This window comes from Terriglobia bacterium (assembly GCA_020072645.1).
In the GTDB taxonomy this organism is placed as follows: domain Bacteria; phylum Acidobacteriota; class Terriglobia; order Terriglobales; family Acidobacteriaceae; genus Angelobacter.
On record JAIQGK010000013.1, the window covers coordinates 125,911 to 148,840 of the forward strand.

Sequence of the window (22,930 nt, forward strand, 5' to 3'; positions counted from 1 at the left end):
TTACTCCTTGACCGCTTCTGCAGCGAATTCAATTGTGTGGATTGACCACTTGTTTCAGGTTGATTAATGTTGCTGTCATTCACTCATTTCAAGGTATGCGCTCGAAGACGAAGATGAATTATAAGGCGATGTTTTTGCTTCTTGCCCTCGGCGCTACCACTTCATGTACCAAACATGAACAACCGGCTCCGCCAGATCATCCCCGCCTCACTTCCGGCGTAAGGATGATCGACGTGACATTTCACTCTGCCGCGCTCAACCGAGACATGCCGTACCGAGTAATCGTGTCGGCAAACATCCCCGCTAACCAGAGGCTCCCCGTGTTTTACCTGCTTCATGGCGGTGGCGGTGGCTTTCATGACTGGTCAAACTATTCTGACGTTGCTGGCTATGCTGAGCGCGGCCTGATCCTGGTCATGCCGGAAGGCAACAGCTCTTACTACACAAACTCAGCCGATAGACGGCAGGATCGCTATGAAGACTACATCGTGCATGACCTCATCGCTGATGTGGAGAGCCGGTTTCCTGCCGCGTCTGATCGCGAACACCGAGCAATAGCAGGTGTCTCCATGGGAGGTTTTGGGGCAATCGTGCTTGCTCTCAAGCATCCTGACCTGTTTGTTTTTGCCGGCGGACTAAGTTCAGCGCTCGATGTTCCCAGCCGCCCTTTCTCTATCAAACGTGTCGGACAATACCGTCAGCACAGCTCTATCTTTGGCTCGTGGGGAAGTCAGAGCCGCCGGGCCAGTGATCCCTTTGTCCTTATCCGCTCCGTTGATCCACCTACTGCCCCGTATCTGTTTCTTACCTGTGGCGACCAGGAAGGCCTGTTGCCCACCAACCGCAGATTCGCTGCCATGCTGCAAACAAGGCATTTCAGCTATGAGTTCCACACCGTCGTCGGAGGACACGACTGGAACCAGTGGAACCGCAACATTCCTGATCTGATGAAAAGCGCAATCAACCACCTGAGTCCAGAGTGATCGAAACATATCTGCCCCTGCTTGCCTTTCTGCCGCCTGCGGGTGTCCAATATCAGAAGCGAATCGAAAGAGGTGACTCCGATGAATCGCAGACAGTTCCTCAAAGATGCCTCCACCACACTGGGCGCCGTGATGTTCGCGCCTTCTCTGCTGCACGGATTTGACTCTGCTCCTTCTGTCTCTCACGTTGCTTTCGTCAAGACCACGGACCGCGCTGCTGGAGTAAAGCGCGCCATCGAACTGCTAGGCATGGATAAATTCCACGGCAAAGATCTGTTCATCAAGCCCAACTTCAACAGCTCTGATCCCACTCCGGGCTCGACCAGTGAAGAAACATTGGCCGCGTTGCTGCGCCAGCTCAAAGCCATGGGCGCTGGGCCGCTCACGCTGGGCGACCGCAGCGGCATGGGCGATACGCGCGAGGTCATGGGCAAGAAGAGCGCATTCCAGATGGGAAAGGAACTCGGCGCACAGGTTGTGGTTTTTGATGAACTCGCTTCAAACGATTGGGAGCTGCTCAAGCCGCAAGACAGCCACTGGGAGCAGGGCTTTGCTCTGCCGCGCGTTGTCCGCAAGGCCGGCGGCGTGGTCCAAACCTGCTGCCTCAAGACGCATCGCTTCGGCGGCCACTTTACGCTGTCGCTCAAGAATTCTGTCGGGTTTGCGGCCAAGCAGGTTCCCGGGAATTCTTACAATTTCATGCGAGAGCTGCATTCCTCGCCGAACCAACGCCGCATGATCGCCGAGATCAATACCGCCTATAAACCTGACTTGATTCTGCTCGATGGCGTTCAGGCATTTACCAATGGCGGTCCGGACCACGGAAAGATGGTTGAGTCCAACGTGATTCTTGCCGGGACAGACCGCGTGGCCATTGATGCGGTTGGCGTGGCCCTGCTGCGGCACTTTGGCACCACGCCGGAAGTAAGCCAGGGCGCAATCTTTGATCAGGAGCAGATTGCGCGCGCTGTGCAGTTGAAGATCGGCGTGAGCAGCCCAAAGCAGATTGAACTGGTTACCGGCGACCGCGAGAGCGCGGAGTTCGCAAAGCAGATTCGCGCGGTATTGGACGACGGCAAGGCTTAGGCAGTTTCGGAGCCGGTCTGGAACAGAAATGTGGCACAGACACTCCTGTCTGTGCAAGCCTCCGAAACTGGTCTAGTTGTCCGCGACCTTGAGCACCAGCTTGCCAAAATTCTCGCCGGTGAAGAGCTTGAGCAGGGTCTCTGGGAAAGTCTCCAGTCCGGAGACAACGTCTTCGCGCGATTTCAGCTTGCCCGCAGCGCGCCAGCCCGCCATTTCACGCAATGCTTCCGCATAGCGCGCTGCATAGTTGAAAACCACAAAGCCCTCCATGCGCGCGCTGTTCACCAGCAGTGAAAGATAGTTCTGTGGGCCTTTCACGCCGGTGGTGGAGTTGTACTGTGAGATCGCGCCGCAAATCACCACACGCGCGCCACGCGCCAATTGGGCCAGGGCAGCGTCCAGGATCTCGCCGCCCACGTTGTCAAAATACACGTTGATGCCGTTGGGGCAGTGCTGCCGCAGTGCGGCTTTCACGTCTTCAGTCTTGTAGTTGATGCAGGCATCAAAGCCCAGCTCTTTCACCACGTAGTCGCATTTTTCCTTGCTGCCAGCCAACCCGATCGCGCGCGCTCCTTTGATCTTTGCAATCTGTCCCACAGGCATACCCACAGCGCCCGCCGCTCCGGAAACCACCACAGTGTCTCCGGCTTTGAGCGCTCCAACTTCCAGCAAACCAAAGTACGCGGTAAGACCGGGCATGCCCAGCGTTCCCAGAAAGACCGGCAGCGGCGCCAGCTTGGGATCGACTTTGGTCACGCCTTTGCCGTCTGAAAGCGCGTACTCCTGCATGCCAAACATTCCCACCACGTGGTCGCCCACAGCGAAGCCGGGATTCTGTGACGCGATCACGCGGCCTACAGCGCCCGCGCGCATCACTTCGCCAATACCAACCGGCGGGATATACGATTTGCCTTCATTCATCCAGCCGCGCATTGCCGGATCCAGTGAGACGTAAAGAATCTTGACCAGGATCTCGCCGGCGCCCGGATTGCGCACCGGTTCTTCCGCGTAATTGAAGTCGCTGCGCTTGGGCAGGCCCACGGGACGGGTTGCAAGACGAAATTGATGATTAGTTGCAGGCATAGTGGATGATTGTAATCACAAAATTTCAAGTTTGAAATTCGTTGGGCCGTCACGCGTCGCTGCCGACTTTGCAGAGCTGCTGTATGCGCCTGCAGCTTGGGGTTGCCTGAAAACAAAATCGCAAAACTTCTTGTCTAAACCTGAACGCTCCAACTTGTGGCTACCCTCAACGCATCCCATTTTTGATTGGCCGAGTTGCTCCCATTGTGATCGCGCCTTTGGGGCGGAAGGAAGGACACAGAAAAAAGAAATCATCATGGAATTGAATGACACTAAGATAGAAACATATGATCAGAGTGATTGCACGCTGGCTCCTGGAGAGCTGATCGAGCAATCGGGGATTTACGAGATATGCCATCACGACGAGCCACGCGCCAGCGTGATCCTGATGCGCAACTCTATCTTTCCTTTTTGCCGGCGTTGCGGAGAAATGGTCCGCTACAGAATTCTGGAACTCGTTCCCCACATTTCTGAAGATCCAGACTTCCAGGAAGATCCGCCGGGAACGGACAACCCTTCCTACAAGATGCAGATTCCAACTTCTACGTTCCCCATGCAACTCGGTCGAGCGCATGGCTTCCGATTCCAGCAAGACTGTTTACAAACCTGGGCAGGTAGTCCCCAAGGCGGGGATATATAGAGTCTCGCACGCCGAACACCGCTTGCCTCACCGGGCCAGCTTCAAGGCGGGAGACCACTTCCCGCCTTGCGCAAAGTGCGCTGGTGAAGTGCGCTTTGAATTGTTGGTGGCTGCGGACGTGGACAACGGCAAAGGCGGCTAGCGGCCAACCTGAATGGCAGGAAATTTCTGCTGGATGTTCCGGATCAGCTCTTCCAGCGACAGCTTAGAATAGTCGCGACTGGACGCTGATTCCACGAATTTATTCTGTGCCGTCAATTCGTGTTCCTTCGCGCACTCGCGGCCCGTTTTCAATTACCAACTTACCCAATTACCAAATCATTCTTACTCTTCCACTTCCACCAGTTCGCCGCGCTCTGCTTTATAGTTCGCAATGATCTTTTCCTGGAACACTGCCGGCACGTAGTCATAGTGCGACATTTCCATGTTGAAGCTGCCGCGGCCCTGCGTCATGGAAGTCAGGTCAGCGCCATAGGTCAGCATTTCCGCCATTGGGCACTCGGCTTTCACCACGGTCTTGCCGGCCTTGTTGTCCATGCCCTGGATGCGTCCCCGGCGCGAGTTCAAATCGCCCATGATGCTGCCTGCGAACTCGTCTGGAATCGTGATCTCCACTTTCATGATCGGTTCCAGCAGCGTGGGTTTGGCCTGCTCCATGGCTTTCTTGAAAGCGATGCGGCCCGCTGTCTTGAAGGACATTTCGTTTGAGTCGACGTCGTGATAGCTGCCGTCATACAGGATCACACGGAAATCCACCACGGGAAATCCGGCCAGATATCCGCGCGCCGCCGCTTCCACAATTCCTTTTTCCACCGCGGGAATGTAGTTCTTGGGAATGGCTCCGCCAAAAATGTCATTCACAAACTCAAAGTTTTTGCCGCGCTCCAGCGGTTCCATCTTGATCTTGCAGTCACCGTATTGGCCGTGACCGCCGCTCTGCTTCTTGTGGCGGCCCTGCACATCCGCCTTGCCGCGGATGGTTTCACGATACGGGACCTTCGGCGCTTTCAAAATAACTTCAGTGTGATAGCGGCGCTTCAGCTTCGAGACCATCACCTCAATGTGCTGCTGTCCGGTACCGGCGATCAGGAATTCCTTGGTCTGCTCATCGCGGAAGAAGCGCACCATGGGATCTTCTTCCATGAGCTTGTGCAGGCCGTTGGAAAGCTTGTCTTCATCATTGCGGCTCTTAGGCTCAATAGCGAACGTAATCGCCGGTTCCGGCAGCGTGACGCCGGCAAAGCGAATGGGATTGGCCTTGTCTCCCATCGTGTCACCGGTAAGAGTGTCACGTAGCTTGGCTACCGCGCCCACGTCGCCGGCATGCAGTTCCGTCACCGGGACAAGGTTCTTGCCCTGCGGGATGGAGAGATGCGCAAGTTTTTCTGACGTGCTGCGCGTAAAGTTCTGCAGCGTGGCATCATTCTTTACCACGCCGGAAAACACCTTGAAGAATGTAATGCGTCCGGCAAACGGATCGTTGGCGGTCTTAAAGACATAGAGCGAAGTAGGGGCCTTATCACTCACCTGAAGGTCAATTCCATGACCATTGCCGGAAGCTGTGGCTGGATCGGCGTGTACTGCGGCGTGCTCCGCGGCGGTAGGAAAATAATCGACGACAAAATCCAGCAAGTGGTCGGTACCAATGTTTCCCAATCCGGAGGCAAACAGCACCGGGAAAATTCTGTCTTCCTTGATGGCTTCATGCAGCGCCGGAATCAGGTGCTCTTCGGCGATGGTGCCTTTATCAAAGAACTCCTCCATCAGCTCGTCTTTTCCTTCCGCAACAATCTCTACCAGCTTTTCATGCGCTTCCTTGGCGGCCGCTTCCAGTTCGGCAGGAATTGGGCCTTCTTTGCCTTTGCCGCTGCCGCCCATCTCGTAGGTGTAAGCCTTCATCGTCACCAAGTCCACTACGCCCTTCAGGCTCTTCTCGCTGCCGATGGGAATCTGCACTGGAACCACCAACCGGCCGAAAGCATTCACCAGGCTTTCCAGCGCCGTTTCCCAATTGGCGCGTTCGCGGTCCATGCGGCTCACGCAGATCACGCGCGGCAGGTTGATCTCGTCGGCATACTGCCAGACTTTTTCCGTCACTACCTCAACGCCGGAAACGCCATCCACCACAACGAGCGCCGCTTCAGCCGCGGACATGGCAATCTTGGCCTCATGCGCAAACATGGTGAAGCCCGGCGAATCAAACAGGTTAATCTTGGTGTTGTGCCACTCCACGGAGGCAATGGCCGTGGAGATGGTCATCTGGCGCGAAATCTCTTCTTCATCGTGGTCGGTAACCGTGGAACCGTCGTCCACGCGGCCCAGCTTGGGCGTGGCGCCGCCCGTGTACAGCATCGCGGAAACCAGGGAAGTCTTGCCGGAGTGAGAGTGACCGATAACGACGAGATTGCGGATGTCCTTGCCTTCGTAAACCTTCAAAGTGCCTCCTTCAACAAACGGGGCCCGGCCAGATTAGCAGGCAATTCGAAATCTGAAGAGTTCTACTTGGACTGCTAGCTGTTGGTCAAGAGGGTCCGGGGCTCCAGCGGGACAAGATAAGTGCCTGTTAAACAGATATTATCCCGCTGGACGCGGGTTTTGGGAAGGGGAGGCGCGAAAGCGCCGAAAATGCCAGCACTGCCAAAAATCGCCGGGATTGAAGGAACTCTGAACGTCTTTCTCCGTACTGTTATCAGGGAATCTCGCCCCTATGCCGCGTAGGTTAAGGCCCATTATTACTAGACAGCAATCCCCTTATGCGCTCACAATTCTCTGTACCCGCTTCTCACTGCCGTAAGCTCTCTTCTGAGAGAAAGGAATTTCCTGCCATGAATAAGTTGTTTAAAAGCCTGTTGTGCCTTGTGCTTTTCGTCGCCGCTGTAGGAGCGAAAGATAAAGACAAAAAGGCCCCCGCCGCGAGCGGATTGCCGCCCATCATTGACCGCGAGCTGATCTTTGGCAATCCAGAGATTGCCAATGCGGAGCTTTCGCCGGACGGCAAGTATGTCGCTTTTCTGAAGCCCTGGAAAGACACGCGCAATGTCTACGTGAAGGGCGTGGATGAGCCATTCAGCGCGGCCCGTCTGCTGACCACGGAAACCAAGCGTCCGGTCGCAGGCTTCTTCTGGACGTGGGACAGCAAATTCGTCCTTTACGTAAAAGACAATGCCGGGGACGAGAACTTCAATGTCTATGCCGTTGATCCCGCGGCCAAGCCCGCCGCCGGAGCTGACGCGCCTGCTTCCCGTGATCTTACCGGTCTCAAGGGCGTCCGGGTGGCGCTTTATGACCTGCCTAAGTCCGATCCCGATATCGTTTACATCGGCCTCAATGACCGCGACAAAGCGTGGCATGATCTCTACAAGCTGAAGATCTCCACCGGTGAAAAAACGCTGGTGCGCAAGAACACTGATCGCATCACCGGCTGGAATTTTGACCTGAAGGGCAATCTGCGCCTGGCCAGCCGCGCCGCTGAGAACGGCGACACCGAGATTCTCCGCGTGGACCCTGACAAGTTCACCAAGATCTACTCTTGCGACGTTTTTGAAACCTGCGGGGCCATCCGGTTCAATAAGGACGCCAAGCATGTGTACTTTGAGACCAATAAGGTGCTGATATCGATCTGGTGTCGCTGGTGCTCCTGGATCCAGAGACCGGCAAGACAGAGCTGGTTGAATCCGATCCGCTCAAGCGTGTGGATTTTGGCGGAGCGCGTTTCTCTCAGGCTACTGACGAGTTGGCTCTGACCGTTTACGTGGATGAGCATCGCCGCCTCTACTACCGCGACAAGGGATTTGAAGCCGATCTGAAATGGCTGGAAGCCAAGTTTCCTGGCAAAGAAATCAACCTTGTCTCCGACACGCGCGACGAGCAGACCTGGCTAATCAACGCCAGCAGTGATACCGAGCCGGGAGAGACGTATCTCTTTCAGCGCAAAAAGCACAAGCTGGCGCTGCAATACAAGAGTCGCGAAAAGCTCCCGCGTGAAGCGCTGGCCACCATGACGCCGGTGAAATACAAGTCTTCTGATGGGCTCGAGATTCCTGCTTACCTCACGTTGCCCAAGGGCGTTCCCGCCAAGAACCTTCCTACGGTCATCTTCCCTCACGGCGGCCCGTGGGCGCGCGACTTCTGGGGCTACAACGGTTACGCGCAGTTTCTGGCCAATCGCGGATATGCCGTGCTGAGCCCCAACTTCCGCGGCTCTACCGGTTACGGCAAGAAATTCCTGAATGCCGGCAACAAAGAGTGGGGCAAGAAGATGCAGGATGACGTTACCTGGGGCGTGAAATACCTGATCGATCAAGGTATCAGCGATCCCAAGCGCGTTGGCATTTTTGGCGGATCGTATGGCGGTTACGCCACGCTGGCAGGCGTCGCTTTTACTCCGGATGTTTATGCTGCTGCGGTCGATCTGTTTGGGCCTTCCAACCTGATCACGCTGCTGGAGTCGATTCCGCCGTACTGGGAGCCTATCCGAAAAGTGTTCCATGAACGCATGGGCGATCCCACCACTCCGGAAGGCAAAGCGCTTCTGGTAGAGCGCTCTCCGCTTACTTCCGCCGCCAAGATCAAGACGCCGCTGATGATCGCGCAGGGAGCCAATGATCCACGCGTAAACCATGCTGAATCGGAACAGATCGTGGTCGCGCTGCGTGACCGCGGCTTTCCGGTGGAATATCTATTGATACCCGACGAAGGCCATGGCTTTGCCCGGCCGGTGAATAACATGGCCAGCTTAATGGCCACGGAAAACTTCCTCGCCAAATACCTGGGCGGACGCGCGCAGGAAGGCGGAACTCCGGAGGTTGTTGCGCGACTGAAGGAAGTCACGGTCGATCCCAAGACCGTAGTGCTGGCCAAAAAAGTAGACGCGGGCACTGTAACTTCTCCCAAGCCGGCCACGGACTTGCAGCCTGGCTCTTACAAATACAAGGCCATGATTGAAGTGAGCGGCCAGCAGATTCCACTCAGCGTCTCCACCACCATCGCGGAAGCAGCGGGCGCATGGACCGCCACGGACGTGATGACCACGCCCAACGGCGACGTGACCACAACTTCCACGCTGGAAAAAGGAACGCTAATCAACCGCAACCTGACGTTGAAAAGTGGGCAAGCATCCATGGACCTCAACTTTGCCGGCGACAAAGCCGCGGGCAACGTAAACATGGGCGGACAGGACAAGCCAGTTTCAGTCGATCTTGGCGGGCCGCTGTTTGCGAACGCCGCCGGGGCCAAGCAAGCAATCTCATGCCTGCCTCTGGCTGAAGGCTATAGCACCACCTTCCGGAACTTTGACGTGCAAAAGCAGACCGTGAAGCTGATGCAGTTGAAAGTTACGGGCGTGGAAAAAGTAACCGTGCCTGCCGGGACGTTTGATGCTTACAAGGTCGAAATCACGTCGACCGATGGCGGCCCGGACAAGGAAACACTGTGGGTGGCGCGCGATTCCCATAAACCAGTCAAAGAAACCATGGTGCTTCCTGCCATGGGAGGAGCAGTGCTTACGCAGGAGCTGACGCAGTAGTCGTCGCCGATCAGTTGTTCTTCAACCAACCAGGAAACGGCCCGCCGCGAAGCGGGCCTTTTCTGTGTTTGGGTAAACTGCATTCATGAATCAAGGTCGCGGAAGCATCATTGCTGGCATGGCGATTTGCTGGCTGCTCAACGTGGCGCAACTCGGCGTGGGCTGGCTGCTGCTGGTCGCCGATGTGCGCTTGCTTCCGGCCTATTACGTATTAGTCGGCGCGATTGGTCTGGTACAAGTGGGTTACGTCGTCCCGCTCTGGCGACTGCTGCGACGTAAAGGCAAGCCCAGAACGGCCAAGGGTCTTATGATCGCCGCGATTTTGACCTTTATCGCCGATGCCTCTTTCGTGATGCTGGCATATAAGCGGCATTAGCGCATGGCGGCCCAATGCCAGTAAGGTGCCGTGGGATTCAGCCTTCCATCCCTTATACTGGAGTGCTTTTATGTCGTCTTCCGGTATTCCGCAAGAACCCAGTAAATTTCGGTTCAAGCTGTTGCCCACGCTCAAGCGCGGAGAGATGTGGCGGTACTTCGGCCCCGCGTTCGTCGCCAGCGTCGCGTACATCGATCCTGGAAATTTCGCCAGCAACTTTGAAGGCGGGGCCAGGTTTGGTTACACCCTGTTGTGGGTGCTGCTCTGGTCGAATGCCATGGCCATTCTGATCCAGTATCTTTCCGCCAAGCTGGGCATTGCTACGGGCAAAACGCTGCCGCAAAACTGCCGTGCATATTTTTCCAAAAAGATTAATTTCGGGCTGTGGGTTGCGGCGGAACTGGCCGCTCTGGCCACGGATCTGGCTGAATTTCTTGGCGCAGCCTTGGGGTTCTACCTGCTTCTCCACATCCCGCTTTTTCCGGCGGCTCTGATCACTGCGGTTGTGGTTTTCCTGATGCTGGCGGTTGAACTCTATGGCTTCCGTCGGCTGGAACAACTGATCATGGTTTTCGTGTTCGCCATCGCCGCGTGCTATGCGTTTGAGATGTTTCTGGTGCATCCAGACTGGGGCGCGGTGGCCCACGGCGTTATCGTGCCAAAAATCAATTCAGAGAGCATCTACGTTGCCGTAAGCATGCTGGGTGCAACGGTGATGCCGCACGTAATTTATTTGCATTCGGCGCTGGTGCAACACCGGGTGAAGGAAGACGCAGCCAGCGACCATCCTGAGAAATGGCTGCTCACCATGCGGCACCTGCGGTATGAGCTGTGGGACGTGCTGGCCGCGATGAACGGCGCATGGCTGATCAACTCCGCCATGATCGTGATGGCCGCTGCGGTGTTCTACAACAAGGGAGTAAACTTCACATTCGACGAGGCGCATCTTACGCTGCATCCTCTGTTACCCGCGGTTTCAGGGACTGCGTTTGCTTTGGCGCTGCTGTTTTCCGGCTTGTCATCTTCCACGGTGGGCACCATGGCAGGCCAGGTGATCATCGAAGGATTTTTAGATATCAAGTTCAGCGTCTTTCTGCGCCGCCTTTTGACGATCATTCCCGCGCTCATAGTAATCGCGCTCCGCCTCGACGCCCTTAAAATTTTGTTACTATCACAGGTTGTGCTTAGCTTCGCGATTCCATTTGCTCTGGTGCCGCTGGTCGTGCTGACCCGCTCCAAGGCCGTGATGTCTGACCTGGTGAATAGCCCGCGCACCAACTACATGGCATATGCCGTTACAGCCATCATTGTTGGTCTGAATCTTCTGCTGGTTTACAGAATGGTGGGCGGTCAGTTCTAGCGGTGAGATTGTGAAACGTTCGCCGAGGCAAATGAATCCAAATAAGAAGGTGAACTCATGAATAGTTTCGGCAGCCGCTCAAAATTGCGCGCCGGCAATCAGGAATATGAAATCTACCGTTTAGACGCGCTGGAAAAGCATGATTGTGCCCCGCAGCGCCTCCCCTTCTCATTGAAAATCCTTCTGGAAAATCTTTTGCGTGCCGAAAATGGCCGCAGCGTCACCGCGAACGACGTGCGTTTTCTCGCCGGATGGAAGCCGCAGGCCGTGCCCGACAAAGAAATTGCATTCACCCCGGCGCGCGTGCTCATGCAGGATTTTACCGGCGTGCCAGCCGTTGTCGATCTAGGGGCCATGCGCGATGCCATGAAGAAGATGGGCGGCGATCCCACACTGATCAATCCGCTGCAGCCCGCGGAACTGGTAATTGACCATTCTGTGCAAGTAGATGAATTTGCCACAATCGGCGCATTCGCCGTGAACGCGCAGCTGGAGTTTGAGCGCAACAAAGAGCGCTATGCCTTTCTGCGCTGGGGCCAATCGGCGTTCCGTAATTTCAAAGTGGTTCCGCCGGACATGGGAATCGTCCACCAGGTGAACCTGGAATATCTGGCGCGCGTGGTCTTCTCTGAAAAACGCGACGGCACTACCGTGGCGTATCCTGACACGCTGGTAGGCACAGACTCGCACACTACCATGATCAACGGTCTGGGCGTTCTGGGCTGGGGCGTTGGCGGCATTGAAGCCGAGGCCGCCATGCTGGGCCAGCCTGTTTCCATGCTGCTGCCTCAGGTTGTGGGATTCAAGTTGAAAGGCCAGTTGCGTGAAGGATCCACGGCCACCGATCTTGTCCTCACTGTCACGGAGATGCTGCGCAAGACCGCCGTGGTAGGAAAGTTTGTGGAGTTCTTTGGCCCCGGCCTGTCGTCATTGCCGCTGGCTGATCGCGCCACCATTGCCAACATGGCTCCGGAATATGGCGCTACCTGCGGCATCTTCCCTGTGGACGAAACAACGCTTGGTTATCTGCGCACCACGGGACGTCCCGCCGACCAGATTGCGCTGGTGGAAACCTATTGCAAAGAACAAGGCTTGTTCCACACGGCGCAAACACCGGACGCCGAGTATTCGCAGGTCGTGGAACTCGACTTGAGCACTGTGGAACCGAGCGTTGCCGGGCCACGGCGGCCGCAGGACCGCGTTCTGCTTTCCAAGACCAAAGAATCGTTTGAAGCGGCGTTGCCTACTTTGATCGGTCCGCGTCCCGCGCAACCAGCGCGCAAAGTTGCTCCACAGCAGGTAGAACGGTTTGAAGGTGAAGGCGGCACGCCGGTAGCCTTGGCGGAAGATCCCAACGCTCCTGCGGCACATAAAGATGTGGGAGACAATGTTTTTGAGTACCTGCATGATGGCTCCGTGGTGATTGCTGCCATTACAAGCTGCACCAACACGTCAAATCCTTCAGTCATGATGGCCGCTGGGCTCTTGGCAAAAAAGGCCGTGGAAAAAGGCCTGAAGCGCAAACCCTGGGTAAAGACTTCCCTTGCTCCCGGCTCGCGCGTGGTTACGGAGTACTACCGCAATGCGGGACTCATTCCTTATCTGGAAAAGCTTGGCTTCCACGTTGTGGGCTATGGCTGCACAACGTGCATCGGAAATTCCGGCCCGCTGCCGCAGGATGTTTCCTACGCCATCGCGGAAAAACAACTGGTCGCCGTTTCGGTGCTTTCCGGCAACCGCAACTTTGAAGGCCGCATTAATTCTGAAGTTCGCGCAAATTACCTGATGTCACCACCACTGGTGGTGGCGTATGCGCTGGCTGGGCGGATTGATCTTGATCTCACCAATGATCCAATAGGCACTGGCACCGGGGACAAGCCGGTTTATCTGCGCGATATATGGCCTACGCAAAAAGAAGTGCAGGACGCGGTGAGCCACTCCATCAATTCCGGCATGTTCACCACGAATTACCAGACGATTTTTGATGGCGACCAGGAATGGAAACGGCTGTCTGTCCCCGAAGGCGAAACCTATGTCTGGGACAACGATTCCACTTACATCAAACGCGCGCCGTATTTTGACGACATGCCGGCACGTCCTGCGCCAGTGAAGGAAATCAAAGGCGCGCGTGTGCTGGCGAAGCTGGGCAATAGCGTAACCACCGACCATATTTCTCCCGCAGGATCAATCAAAGCAAACAGCCCGGCGGGAAAATATCTTCAGGAACATGGCGTGCCGCCGAGCGACTTCAACTCTTACGGCTCGCGCCGCGGCAACCATGAGGTGATGGTGCGAGGCACATTTGCCAACGTGCGCCTGCGCAACCAGCTCGCGCCGGGCTCGGAAGGCGGCATCACCAAGCACTTCCCCAGCGGCGAGATCATGTCGATCTTTGACGCTTCTGTAAAGTACATCGCCGCGGGCGTGCCGACGATTGTGCTGGCGGGCAAGGAATATGGATCGGGATCGTCACGCGACTGGGCGGCCAAAGGTCCGCTGCTGCTGGGCATCCGTGCCGTCATCGCCGAAAGCTATGAGCGCATACATCGGTCGAACCTCGTGGGCATGGGCATTCTGCCGCTGCAGTTCCTTGCGGAAGAAAACGCAGAGTCACTGGGGCTGCAAGGCGATGAAGTTTTTGAGATCGTTGGTTTGCCCACGCTGCTGGCCAGCAAGTTTGCCAATGGAAAGCAGGTGCAAGTCAGGGCAACCAGTGCTGACGGCAACGTGAATGAATTCAGTGCGCTGGTGCGTATCGATACGCCGCAGGAGATTCTTTACTATGAGCACGGCGGCATTCTGCAATATGTGCTGCGGCAGCTGCTGGCGACAAAAGGAAAGAGCTCGGCCGCAGATTAGCGCAGATGGACGCAGATCAGGCTTGGCCGCGAATCAACGCGAAAGAACGCGAATCAGGACTTAAGGTGAAGGAGGATTTTTGCGGTGATGGCAAGTCGGCATATTGCTGCGTTCTTTATTCCTTAGTCGATTCTTGATTCGCCTCTGACAGGATCTGCCATAAGGCCTTGCCGTAATCGACAATTTGTTTGCGGCCGCATTTGGGGCACTGATATTCGCGCATGTCGCGGCCTGTGAACGTGGTCCTTTCGATCTGATCCATTTCAACAGCGCAGTCAGGGCAGGTAGTGTCAGACATGGCTTAAGTCTAAAATATTTGCAGGATGATTCGCTGCGTGTGCTGACGAACAGCGGTTAAATGCTATATCCTCACTGTCTGGCTTTTTAAGCTCTTCTGGTAATACTCTTTCTTATCTATGAAGGTCCTGGTAATTGGCGGTGGAGGCAGGGAGCACGCGCTGGTGTGGAAGCTGCGCCAGTCGCCGCGCGTGTCGCAGGTGTATTGCCTGCCCGGCAATGGCGGCATTTGTGATGAAGCCACCTGCATGCCGGGCGACCCCAAGAGTCTGGCCAGCCTGCTTTCTGTCGCGCACCAAATCCAGCCGGACTTAACTGTGGTCGGGCCGGAGATTGCGTTGTCCATTGGCGTGGTGGATGAATTCAAGCGCCGCGGCCTGAGGATTTTTGGTCCCACGCAACGCGCGGCGCAACTGGAAACAAGCAAGAGCTTTGCCAAGGAATTCATGCAGCGGCACAAGGTGCCAACCGCGCACTTTGCCGTGTGCACTTCAGAAGAAGATTTGCGCAAGTCTTTGGGTCTGTTTTCCACGCCTGTAGTAGTCAAGGCCGATGGTCTTGCCGCCGGCAAAGGCGTGGTGATTGCCGCAACCAAGGAAGAAGCTGCCGTCGCAGGCGTCTCCATGTTCAACGGCAAACTACTGGGAATGCCGGTGGCCAACGTGGTGCTGGAAGAATTTCTTGAAGGCGAGGAAGTTTCCTTCCTGGTGTTGAGCGATGGCGAGCGCATGGCCGCGCTGGTGCCGGCGCAGGACCATAAACGCATAGGCGACGGCGATAAAGGCGCAAACACCGGAGGCATGGGAGCTTACTCCACGGGCGCGCTGCTCGAAGAAGGCATGAGCGACTGGCTGCTGAATCATATTGCCCGGCCCGTGATCGACGGCATGAAATCAGAGGGAGCGGAGTATCGCGGCATTTTGTATTGCGGCCTCATGATGACCGCGCGCGGGCCCATGGTGCTGGAATTCAACTGCCGCTTTGGCGATCCGGAAACACAGGCCGTGCTGATGCGGCTGGATAGTGACCTGTTGGACGCGATTGAGGCCGCGGTGGAAGGGCGCGTGAGCCCCGGCGAATTCAAATGGTCCAGTGATGCCTCGTGTTGCGTAGTCGTCGCTTCAGGCGGATACCCGGGAAGCTATATGACGGGGAAACAGATTTCCGGCCTGGACCGCGCGGGTACTTTGACCAATGTGAAGGTCTTCCATGCGGGTACCAGCAAGCGCGATGGAGTTTTCTATACCAGCGGCGGACGTGTGCTGGGCGTAACGGCGCGAGCGCCGCGTTTGGAAGATGCGATCACCCGCGCGTATGAAGCCGTGCGGCTGATCAGCTTTGAAGAAATGTACTACCGCAAAGATATCGGCGCACGAGCGTTGAAAGCGCCGAAATAAAACTCACAGGAAAAATAACTTTTATGGCAGAGAGCCCTCTTGTATCGATAGTGATGGGATCGGATTCCGACCTTGAGATCATGAATGAAACCGCCAAAGCGCTGGATGACTTTGGCATTGCCTATGAAATCGACGTAACCTCGGCGCATCGTTCGCCCGCGCGGACTTCAGAATTTGCGCGCAACGCCGCCGGACGCGGCGTTAAGGTCATCATCGCCGGAGCAGGCGGCGCGGCCCATCTGGCGGGCGTGATTGCCGCCGAAACAACCTTGCCTGTAATCGGCGTGCCCATCCCTTCTACACCGCTGAATGGCATGGACTCACTGCTGGCCATCGTTCAGATGCCTGCGGGCATTCCGGTTGCGACCACCGCAATCGGCAAGGCTGGCGCGACGAATGCGGGAATCCTGGCCGCGCAGATTATAGGGCTCAGCAATGCCACCATTGCCGGCAAGCTGAAAGAGATGAAGGGCAAACTGGTGAAGAGCGTGGAAGAGAAATCACAGAAGCTGCAGCAGATGAGGAAGCGTGGCTAGTGGGCCATTGGGTTGAATGCCTAGTCTACAAAGGCGGGGATCGTAATCCGTTGCTGCCTTCCTTGAAGGCAGCACGATTGGTCCACCTGAAGCATGGTTTTGTAGCCGTTCCGATAGATCAAAAACTATTGGATGAATTTCGCGCTTCATACAAAACGGTCGGAACTCAGGAAGACGCGATTTGGGGCGAAATTGAACCTGATCCCGTACCCACTTCTTTGCTGGAAGCGATCGCTCAGCATCATTCGATTGCCTATATTCGAACAAGATATTTTGGCGGGGATGGCGAGCAAGTAGCTGGTATTTGGGAAAATGGACAAATAGCAATGGGGCCTTTGATAAGTGCAACTCCGGGACCGATCAACGCGGTCCTCAAGAAAATGGGAGTTCCTCTGGATGCTGGCGCCGTAGATGAGTTTGATTCCCTTGGCCTTGGCAGATATCGAAGCGTTGAAGACTTCAAATGAAGAATTTGGACTTAAATTCTGAGGAATAGGTCATCATCGATGCCAGATGCCTTTAGCGCCGTCGCCATTATTCCTGCACGACTGGCTTCCACGCGGCTGCCGCGCAAAGTGCTGCGCGAAATCGCCGGGCAGCCGATGATTGCGCGCGTGTATGAAGCGGCCAAGCAATCTCCTTTGCTGCAAGACGTGATTATCGCTACGGATTCAGAAGAGGTGATGCGATTTGCGCAGGCGCGGGGATGGAAGGCGCAAATGACATCGGACAAGCATCGCAGTGGCACTGACCGTGTCTATGAGGTGGCGCAGCGCATTCCCGCCGACGTGTATGTAAATATCCAAGGCGATGAACCTCTGGCTCGCCCTGAGCATCTGGGCGCGTTGTTACAGCCAATGCAGGATCCCAAGGTGATGGTCTCTACTATCAAGACGCCGTGCCCGCCGCAGGATGTTGATAATCCCAACGCGGTTAAGGTTGTGACGGACTTGAATGGCCGCGCGCTTTATTTTTCGCGATCGACGATTCCTTTTGATCGCGACAAGACCGGCGGCATCAGCTACTTCAAGCATCTGGGCTTTTATGCCTACCGGCGTGCCGCGTTGGATCGGTTCTGTAACTTGCCGGAGTCGAAGCTGGAAGCGGCGGAGCGGCTGGAGCAATTGCGATTTCTGGACAACGGAATCGACATTTATGTGGCCGAGACGCCGTTCAATACAGTGGGCGTGGATACAGAAGAAGACTTGCGCAGAGTGGAAGAGATGCTGCGGAGTGGACAGTAGAAAATCCAGCCGCGAATCAACGCGAAATACGCGAATCATTTCATCTGATTCGTGTTCATTCGCGGCAAGTTTTCCTGCGGAAGTTGAACTATGTAGCCAAACTGGGCCGATGGCTCTTGGCCCAGGCTTCAGCCGCCGCAATGCGTTTGGAAACAGGCGGGTGGGAATGGAACAGCAATTCCACCAGCCGCGAAGGATGGCTTTCACTCAGGTTCTGGCGCGCCAGCTTTTCCATGGCGCTAATGTACGGCGTAACGTCAGAGACGCATTTCCAGCAATAAAGGTCGGCCTGGCGCTCAGTGAAGCGCGAGTAGGCGTTGAGGGCCGGCATCAGCAGCAACGAAAGTCCGCTGGCGACAAGCGCGAGCAGCGGCAGGTTGGCAAAGTCTGCCAGATGCTGGAACATGTGCTGCTCGTCAATGGCATAACGCAGCACGTAATTCGCCGCCCAGAAACCTGCCAGCGTGACCAGCGCCTGCACCACGATCATCTTTACCATGTGGCCGTGCACGTGATGTCCTAGTTCGTGGGCCAGCACGGCTTCAATTTCATCGTCGCTGTAGTTTTGCAGCAGCGTGTCCGCCAGGATGATGCGGCGGGTATTGCCGAGCCCCGTGAGCGCGGCATTGGCTTTTTTACTCTTTTCCGAAAGCTTCCATTCGTAGACGCCGCGCACGCGCGTGCCGGCACGCTCACCCAGCCGCATGAGGCGGGCTTTGAGTTCGTCATTCTGCAAGGGAGCAAATTTGTAAAACAGCGGGAACAGGACCACCGGCGCAATCTGCGCGAAAAAGACAAACAAGCCCATGAAGATCAGCCAGCCGATAATCCACCAGTACTGCGGCGACGTGCGGATAAGAGCGTAGACGATCTCAGCCAGCACGGTTGCCATGATCAATCCCAGGAACCAGCCTTTGAATTCGTCCTTAAGCCATGAGAACAAGCGCTGGCTGGAAAGGTTGAAGCGGTGCTCCAGACGGAAGCCGTAGAAATCCAGCGCAAAGCCAAGTGCCTTGCTGATCACGCTTAGAAACATCACGTAGTAAAACAAGTCCAGCCAGTAGCGATCGGGGGCCATACGGGTGGCTAAGCCGCTGAGCGTTTTCGTCCAACCCGTGGCAAGCAGCACGATGAGGAATCCAAAGCTGACGCCCAGATCGCCAAGCTCAAGCCAGCGGCGCTGGCTGTTATATTCGCGGACCTCGGGCGTATCAGGTTGTGTATTGCCGCCGGCGAGGGTCATGGCTTTTGTTGCTCCTGCTTAAACTCCAGGGTAACGAATTGTGCTGGTCCCTTGCCGCTGCTTAGGGCCACATATGGAGTACCGGCGGGGATCCATGTGATATCGCCGACTGCTCGGTGAGTGGTTTTGGCGGCGCCACCACCCAGCAGGCTAAGATCCATATCCGAGACAGCCACGAAGAGAAGCGGTGAAGAACTCGCTGGCTCTTCCATTCGGCCTGAAGAGGGCACGCGATCCAATGACGCGCGCCACTGGTTTGAAGAATAGCGCAGGGTAGTTGAAGGGCCCGCCTTGGGACCAGACAAACAATCGATCTGGCACGGGGCGACGCCGCTTGACGGCTTCAGCAACTCAATGGTGATGTTGTGAAACGGACTCTCGCTCTGGTTGATGGCTGCATGAGCGAAGTTTCCGGGTGTAAATCGGACTTCTCCATCCTTGAGTTTCAACGCTACCGGCTTCTCGCCCGGACGCACGCTCACCACGTCTGAGTCGCCCAGCGTCACAAAAAGATAGTCATAATTGTGCTTATGGACCAGCGTTGTTGCATGAGGTGCAACCGTCACATCGAACACGCGCACGTATTCGTTTTGAAAAACCAGGTGATGGCTGGGCTCAGATGTGATCTCCACGGACTGTTGATGCTGGGCCAAAGCGGCTGAAGCCAGAAACAACAGGCCCGCGACGCGGGACTTTCTCATATAAAGATTGTAAAAACAACGGGATTTACCCGCAAGGCTTTGTTTCTGTCGCTTCGCTCCAAACCGCTCAAGTTCCTTCTCGCCTTGAGTTCGTGCTGCACCCGTTGCACGCAGCTCGCCGCCACTCGGGGCTCGCTGCTTTTTTTGTCGCTGCGCTCCAAACCGCTTTAAGTCCTTCTTGCCCTTTAGCTTGCACTGCACCTGCCGCGGGCCGCTCGCCGCGCAAGTCGGGCTCGCGGTTTTTGCTAGTAGCAAGCAGCCAGCGGCTAGCAGCTCTTAGTGGTGGTCGTGCGGTTTCGGCGCATCCTTGGACTGCGGCCCCATTGATTCTGATCCTTCTCCGGCAGGGCGGCCGCGGAATTCCAGCACAATCGTCTTCGCGGTAGTTTTCCCGGAATTCGTTACCGTGTGGACCACGGGATTATTCCACGTGAGCTCACCTGTCTTGGAGTGGACTGGAGCATCTGGCTGGTCCTGGTTTTTCATGGTTACATCCGCGTCAGTGAGCGGAATGGTAAGGAAATTCGCCAGATGCGTGTGCTGCGGATATTTTGCGCCCGGGGGCAGCGTGATCTGAGTGACCGACCATTGATCGGCGGTAATGAGCTTTGTCACAGTCACGCATTTGGTTTTGTCCGCGGAGTCGCAGGGCACAGGAATTTCGCAGGATTCGGTACAAGCTTTCTGGTTCGTGGTGGGCTGCAACAATTCAATCGTCCGATTATGGAACGGAGCGCTGGCGTTATTGGTGATTGCATGCACCAGACCGGCCGGCGTGAAGCGGGTATCGCCGTCTTTCAAAGTGACCTGCGCTGGCTGCGCGCCCGGTTTCGTATTCGTGATCTGGGAGTCACCCAGCGTAACGCCTAGATAGTCATGGCCATGGTGGTGCATCAAGGTCGATTTTCCGGGATCGACAGCGACGGCAAAGACGCGAACAAACATGTTCTCAAACACAAGGTGATGGCTGGGTTCAGAAGTGATTTCCACGGGCGCTTGCGCCTGCTGCGTCCAGGCGGTCAACGCAAGAACGGCAAACAGAGTCACGATTGAAAGTTTTCGCATAGAAAAGCATTCTAGACGCGGGTCGCACGAATGCCAATGGAAACCATCGAGCCGCTAAAAAATCAAAGGCCAGAGTTAAGACGACTAAGGAATGCGTGGAAGCCCGCGGCGCAAGTCCCTGCCAATGCGGCGCTGGTGCCACAGACGCAACGGACGGGAATAATTGATGATGCCGAAAGCGGCGATGGCCGCCATGAGCAAGACACTGCTGATGATCAGGAAGACGCGCGCGGCGCCGGTCTGCGCCACCTGCAGGATGACGAGCGCATTGCGCGGCGTCAACAGCATGGATGCCGCAAGAGCCAGCATGCCGACCCCAGCCAGCAAGCCAGTCACATTTTTCGCCCAGCGGCCTGTGGCGTGATACTCCGCAAAGAGGTTGAATCCGTAGGAGATCAGAAGTGCTATGACGATGAAATTCGCCACAATCGCTATCCAAGATTTTGCGTCCATAACTTTTGGTTGGAAGCATTGGGCATGGCGGGGGTTGTGAAGCTCTGGATTAAGACGGCTTCTGTATCTCCGAGGCGAGCTTCTCGCTTTAAATCACTCAGCTGCTGCCTCATAATCTAAAGCGTCCGCTTCACAATATTCATTTCTTCAATCCTTCGTTTCTTTTTCGTTGCATCCCTCACCAAGATGCATTACACACAGAACGGGCCGCGCCCGTGTTTGAGGCACGAACGCAGCCCTAACCACAAATCCCCTTCTCTCGAAAGGCGACCTTTGGCTGCAATTGATGTTACCCAAAAGGCTGAAGTTTACGAAACATTGTCCAGCCTCAACCTTGCCTTTGCTGGAATCATCCAGCATCTTCAAACCCTTCAACAAACCGGACTGTTCAACTCCAAAGCCAGCAAACTGTTTCCCGCTTTCACTCAAGAACTGCAAGCCGAATTTAACCAGGAATTTCTGGAACACCTGCACCAGCTTGAGCTTGACGATTGGGGCCGTTACGGAAAAGTGCGACAACGCTGGGAAAAGTATTTGCGCGATCCTGACGACGTTTTCATTCACGCCAAAGAACGCAGAAAGCAACTTGCGAAACAGCGCAAGAAACGCTGATTCGCGCTTACAAATTGAAACCAGACAGACCCGCCGCGGCAAGGCGGGTTCTTTCTATAGTGAGCGACGGCGGCTAGCTGTTGCGAATATCGCATTGATTCACAGCTGCTTCTCGTTTTATCTGATGCGGCCCGGACAAAAAGTACCTCGGCGGCTGAAGCCGGAGAGTTTATCAGCTTTACCGCAGGTCTAAAGACCTGCTCCACCCCGCCGTGGGACACAGTAAAACATAAAAGCCATAAACAAGATCAGAAGACCAGGAATTTCTTCTTTTTCTTGGACGACTTGCCCGGACGGCTGCCGCCTTCACCGTTGGCAGCAACGATTGTTGGTTTGTTGCTTTGGTTGGGGCTGGCTCCGGTATCCGTATAGCCGGGCTTGATGTCGATAAAAGCCTGCTCGCGCAGCTTAGTTAGATAGACGCGCGCCGCCGGCTCCAGGCGCTCTGAGTAAATGGCCTCGCGGATACGATCAGAGATATCCTTCAGCGGCGGAATACCGGCAGGACGATGGCCTGTAACTTTCAGGATAATGAAGCCCTGCCGCGTACGAATTACACCGGTGTTTTCTCCTGCCTTGAGTGAGAATGTTTTTTCTTCCAGGTCTTTGGCCAGCTCGCCGCGCTTGAAGGTGCCCAGCGATCCGCCCTGGGCGGCTGTGGGGCCGTCAGAGCTCTTCTTGGCCAGATCGTCAAATTTCGCGCCCTTTTTTAACTGGTCCAGCAGTTGGTTCGCTTTGGCCTCTGCTTCCGCTACTTTGGCAGGATCTTCCGGCAGGTTCTTGTCCTGCTCAGCGGCCGGATTGTCTTTGCTTTCAATGTCTTGTTTTGCCGGCTGGGTTGAAACCATGATCTCACTCAAGTTAATTTCTTCCGGGCCCTCAAGTTCCTTCTGGTGCTTGTTGTACCAGTCCTGAATATCTTCATTGGAAATGTGCAGTTTGCCGCCCACTTCCTGGCCAATTACCTGTTGTGTAACCACGCTGATACGTATCTGCTCCTTGAAATCCTCGTAAGAGACACCCTGTTTCTTGGCTTCCGCTTCCAGATCATCAATGCTGGCCAGCCCCATCTGTTGCCGCATCTGGTTGAGCCGTTTCACCAGTTCCGTTTCGCCGGTGATGCCCAGGTCTTTGCCGCGTTCCAGCAGGAGCTGCTGGTCAATCAGGTCACGCAAGGTATCTGATTGCGCTTTAGCCACGTGGCTCTGCCAGTCAGAGGGAAATCTCTGTTTCAACTCTTCCAGCGTGGTCGCCTTGGCCTTTTCCATGTCAGACCGGGTAATGATCTGGTCATTCACGCGAGCGATGATTTCATCAACAATGTCATCCGCGCGCAGGGCGATTGCCGCAAGCAGCAGCACAGACGCAATCAGAACGAGTTTCCTGGGCATAATTGAAAGACCTTTTCCAGAGAAAGGGATATTATCCCTATTTTAGCAGCGAGGGAAATGAAGCATCCAATTTCTAGAAC

18 protein-coding genes and 1 pseudogene are annotated in these 22,930 nt (G+C 55.7%); 12 read left to right on the top strand and 7 right to left on the bottom strand.

What is annotated here, in order from left to right:
• The first annotated feature begins 113 nt into the window (after nucleotides 1-113).
• Together LAO76_20300 and LAO76_20305 are read left to right on the top strand one after the other, a co-directional pair.
• Nucleotides 114-983 (top strand): esterase family protein, encoded by an 870-nt coding sequence (locus LAO76_20300; GenBank protein ID MBZ5493267.1) that lies wholly within the window; start codon nucleotides 114-116, stop codon nucleotides 981-983.
• Between the two features lie 81 nt (nucleotides 984-1,064).
• Nucleotides 1,065-2,069, top strand: a complete 1,005-nt coding sequence (locus LAO76_20305) for a DUF362 domain-containing protein (protein MBZ5493268.1) — start codon at nucleotides 1,065-1,067, stop codon at nucleotides 2,067-2,069.
• A gap of 72 nt (nucleotides 2,070-2,141) precedes the next feature.
• Here the strand turns inward: LAO76_20305 and LAO76_20310 are convergent, their stop codons facing one another.
• The gene (locus tag LAO76_20310) at nucleotides 2,142-3,152 is read right to left on the bottom strand and encodes an NADP-dependent oxidoreductase (GenBank protein MBZ5493269.1); all 1,011 of its coding nucleotides are present in this window, start codon (nucleotides 3,150-3,152) and stop codon (nucleotides 2,142-2,144) included.
• 256 nt (nucleotides 3,153-3,408) lie between these two features.
• Here LAO76_20310 and LAO76_20315 point away from each other — a divergent pair, with 256 nt between their 5' ends.
• Nucleotides 3,409-3,792, top strand: coding sequence for a hypothetical protein (locus LAO76_20315; protein ID MBZ5493270.1), 384 nt, complete (start codon nucleotides 3,409-3,411; stop codon nucleotides 3,790-3,792).
• 324 nt (nucleotides 3,793-4,116) lie between these two features.
• Here LAO76_20315 and fusA read toward each other — a convergent pair whose 3' ends face one another.
• Nucleotides 4,117-6,228, bottom strand: coding sequence for an elongation factor G (gene fusA, locus LAO76_20320; protein MBZ5493271.1), 2,112 nt, complete (start codon nucleotides 6,226-6,228; stop codon nucleotides 4,117-4,119).
• 389 nt (nucleotides 6,229-6,617) lie between these two features.
• On the opposite strand from fusA, the pseudogene LAO76_20325 reads away from it, so the two are divergent.
• From LAO76_20325 to kdsB, 8 genes and pseudogenes are all read left to right on the top strand, one after another.
• Nucleotides 6,618-9,316: pseudogene (locus tag LAO76_20325) on the top strand (prolyl oligopeptidase family serine peptidase).
• A gap of 85 nt (nucleotides 9,317-9,401) precedes the next feature.
• On the top strand, nucleotides 9,402-9,692 hold the full coding sequence (locus tag LAO76_20330) for a hypothetical protein (protein ID MBZ5493272.1): 291 nt from the start codon (nucleotides 9,402-9,404) through the stop codon (nucleotides 9,690-9,692).
• Between the two features lie 145 nt (nucleotides 9,693-9,837).
• Entirely contained in the window at nucleotides 9,838-11,052 is a 1,215-nt protein-coding gene (locus LAO76_20335; protein MBZ5493273.1) for an Nramp family divalent metal transporter, read from the top strand.
• A 57-nt stretch (nucleotides 11,053-11,109) separates the two neighbouring features.
• Complete coding sequence (acnA, locus tag LAO76_20340; GenBank protein ID MBZ5493274.1) at nucleotides 11,110-13,911, top strand: aconitate hydratase AcnA; 2,802 nt, start codon at nucleotides 11,110-11,112, stop codon at nucleotides 13,909-13,911.
• A gap of 416 nt (nucleotides 13,912-14,327) precedes the next feature.
• The gene (gene purD / locus LAO76_20345) at nucleotides 14,328-15,605 is read left to right on the top strand and encodes a phosphoribosylamine--glycine ligase (protein ID MBZ5493275.1); all 1,278 of its coding nucleotides are present in this window, start codon (nucleotides 14,328-14,330) and stop codon (nucleotides 15,603-15,605) included.
• Nucleotides 15,606-15,628: 23 nt separating this feature from the next.
• On the top strand, nucleotides 15,629-16,141 hold the full coding sequence (gene purE, locus LAO76_20350; protein MBZ5493276.1) for a 5-(carboxyamino)imidazole ribonucleotide mutase: 513 nt from the start codon (nucleotides 15,629-15,631) through the stop codon (nucleotides 16,139-16,141).
• A 77-nt stretch (nucleotides 16,142-16,218) separates the two neighbouring features.
• A complete protein-coding gene (locus LAO76_20355; protein ID MBZ5493277.1) occupies nucleotides 16,219-16,608 on the top strand; it encodes a hypothetical protein in 390 nt (129 codons plus the stop codon).
• A gap of 39 nt (nucleotides 16,609-16,647) precedes the next feature.
• A complete protein-coding gene (gene kdsB, locus LAO76_20360) occupies nucleotides 16,648-17,385 on the top strand; it encodes a 3-deoxy-manno-octulosonate cytidylyltransferase (protein MBZ5493278.1) in 738 nt (245 codons plus the stop codon).
• A gap of 88 nt (nucleotides 17,386-17,473) precedes the next feature.
• Here the strand turns inward: kdsB and LAO76_20365 are convergent, their stop codons facing one another.
• From LAO76_20365 to LAO76_20380, 4 genes are all read right to left on the bottom strand, one after another.
• Entirely contained in the window at nucleotides 17,474-18,628 is a 1,155-nt protein-coding gene (locus LAO76_20365; GenBank protein ID MBZ5493279.1) for a M48 family metallopeptidase, read from the bottom strand.
• Nucleotides 18,625-19,329, bottom strand: coding sequence for a hypothetical protein (locus tag LAO76_20370; protein ID MBZ5493280.1), 705 nt, complete (start codon nucleotides 19,327-19,329; stop codon nucleotides 18,625-18,627). Before LAO76_20370 ends, LAO76_20365 begins: the two co-directional genes overlap by 4 nt.
• A 276-nt stretch (nucleotides 19,330-19,605) precedes the next feature.
• A complete protein-coding gene (locus LAO76_20375; protein MBZ5493281.1) occupies nucleotides 19,606-20,394 on the bottom strand; it encodes a hypothetical protein in 789 nt (262 codons plus the stop codon).
• A gap of 84 nt (nucleotides 20,395-20,478) precedes the next feature.
• Entirely contained in the window at nucleotides 20,479-20,847 is a 369-nt protein-coding gene (locus LAO76_20380; protein ID MBZ5493282.1) for a hypothetical protein, read from the bottom strand.
• Nucleotides 20,848-21,120: 273 nt separating this feature from the next.
• On the opposite strand from LAO76_20380, the gene LAO76_20385 reads away from it, so the two are divergent.
• The gene (locus LAO76_20385; protein ID MBZ5493283.1) at nucleotides 21,121-21,459 is read left to right on the top strand and encodes a hypothetical protein; all 339 of its coding nucleotides are present in this window, start codon (nucleotides 21,121-21,123) and stop codon (nucleotides 21,457-21,459) included.
• A gap of 248 nt (nucleotides 21,460-21,707) precedes the next feature.
• Here the strand turns inward: LAO76_20385 and LAO76_20390 are convergent, their stop codons facing one another.
• Complete coding sequence (locus LAO76_20390) at nucleotides 21,708-22,850, bottom strand: peptidylprolyl isomerase (GenBank protein MBZ5493284.1); 1,143 nt, start codon at nucleotides 22,848-22,850, stop codon at nucleotides 21,708-21,710.
• Nucleotides 22,851-22,930: the final 80 nt, after the last annotated feature.

Excerpts from the sequence above, each read along its gene's own strand:
- LAO76_20300 (MBZ5493267.1), top strand. The coding sequence starts at position 114 with ATGAATTATAAGGCGATGTTTTTGCTTCTTGCCCTCGGCGCTACCACT.
- LAO76_20305 (MBZ5493268.1), top strand. The coding sequence starts at position 1,065 with ATGAATCGCAGACAGTTCCTCAAAGATGCCTCCACCACACTGGGCGCC.
- LAO76_20310 (MBZ5493269.1), bottom strand. The coding sequence starts at position 3,152 with ATGCCTGCAACTAATCATCAATTTCGTCTTGCAACCCGTCCCGTGGGC.
- LAO76_20315 (MBZ5493270.1), top strand. The coding sequence starts at position 3,409 with ATGGAATTGAATGACACTAAGATAGAAACATATGATCAGAGTGATTGC.
- LAO76_20330 (MBZ5493272.1), top strand. The coding sequence starts at position 9,402 with ATGAATCAAGGTCGCGGAAGCATCATTGCTGGCATGGCGATTTGCTGG.
- LAO76_20335 (MBZ5493273.1), top strand. The coding sequence starts at position 9,838 with ATGTGGCGGTACTTCGGCCCCGCGTTCGTCGCCAGCGTCGCGTACATC.
- acnA (MBZ5493274.1), top strand. The coding sequence starts at position 11,110 with ATGAATAGTTTCGGCAGCCGCTCAAAATTGCGCGCCGGCAATCAGGAA.
- purD (MBZ5493275.1), top strand. The coding sequence starts at position 14,328 with ATGAAGGTCCTGGTAATTGGCGGTGGAGGCAGGGAGCACGCGCTGGTG.
- purE (MBZ5493276.1), top strand. The coding sequence starts at position 15,629 with ATGGCAGAGAGCCCTCTTGTATCGATAGTGATGGGATCGGATTCCGAC.
- kdsB (MBZ5493278.1), top strand. The coding sequence starts at position 16,648 with ATGCCAGATGCCTTTAGCGCCGTCGCCATTATTCCTGCACGACTGGCT.
- LAO76_20365 (MBZ5493279.1), bottom strand. The coding sequence starts at position 18,628 with ATGACCCTCGCCGGCGGCAATACACAACCTGATACGCCCGAGGTCCGC.
- LAO76_20370 (MBZ5493280.1), bottom strand. The coding sequence starts at position 19,329 with ATGAGAAAGTCCCGCGTCGCGGGCCTGTTGTTTCTGGCTTCAGCCGCT.
- LAO76_20375 (MBZ5493281.1), bottom strand. The coding sequence starts at position 20,394 with ATGCGAAAACTTTCAATCGTGACTCTGTTTGCCGTTCTTGCGTTGACC.
- LAO76_20380 (MBZ5493282.1), bottom strand. The coding sequence starts at position 20,847 with ATGGACGCAAAATCTTGGATAGCGATTGTGGCGAATTTCATCGTCATA.
- LAO76_20390 (MBZ5493284.1), bottom strand. The coding sequence starts at position 22,850 with ATGCCCAGGAAACTCGTTCTGATTGCGTCTGTGCTGCTGCTTGCGGCA.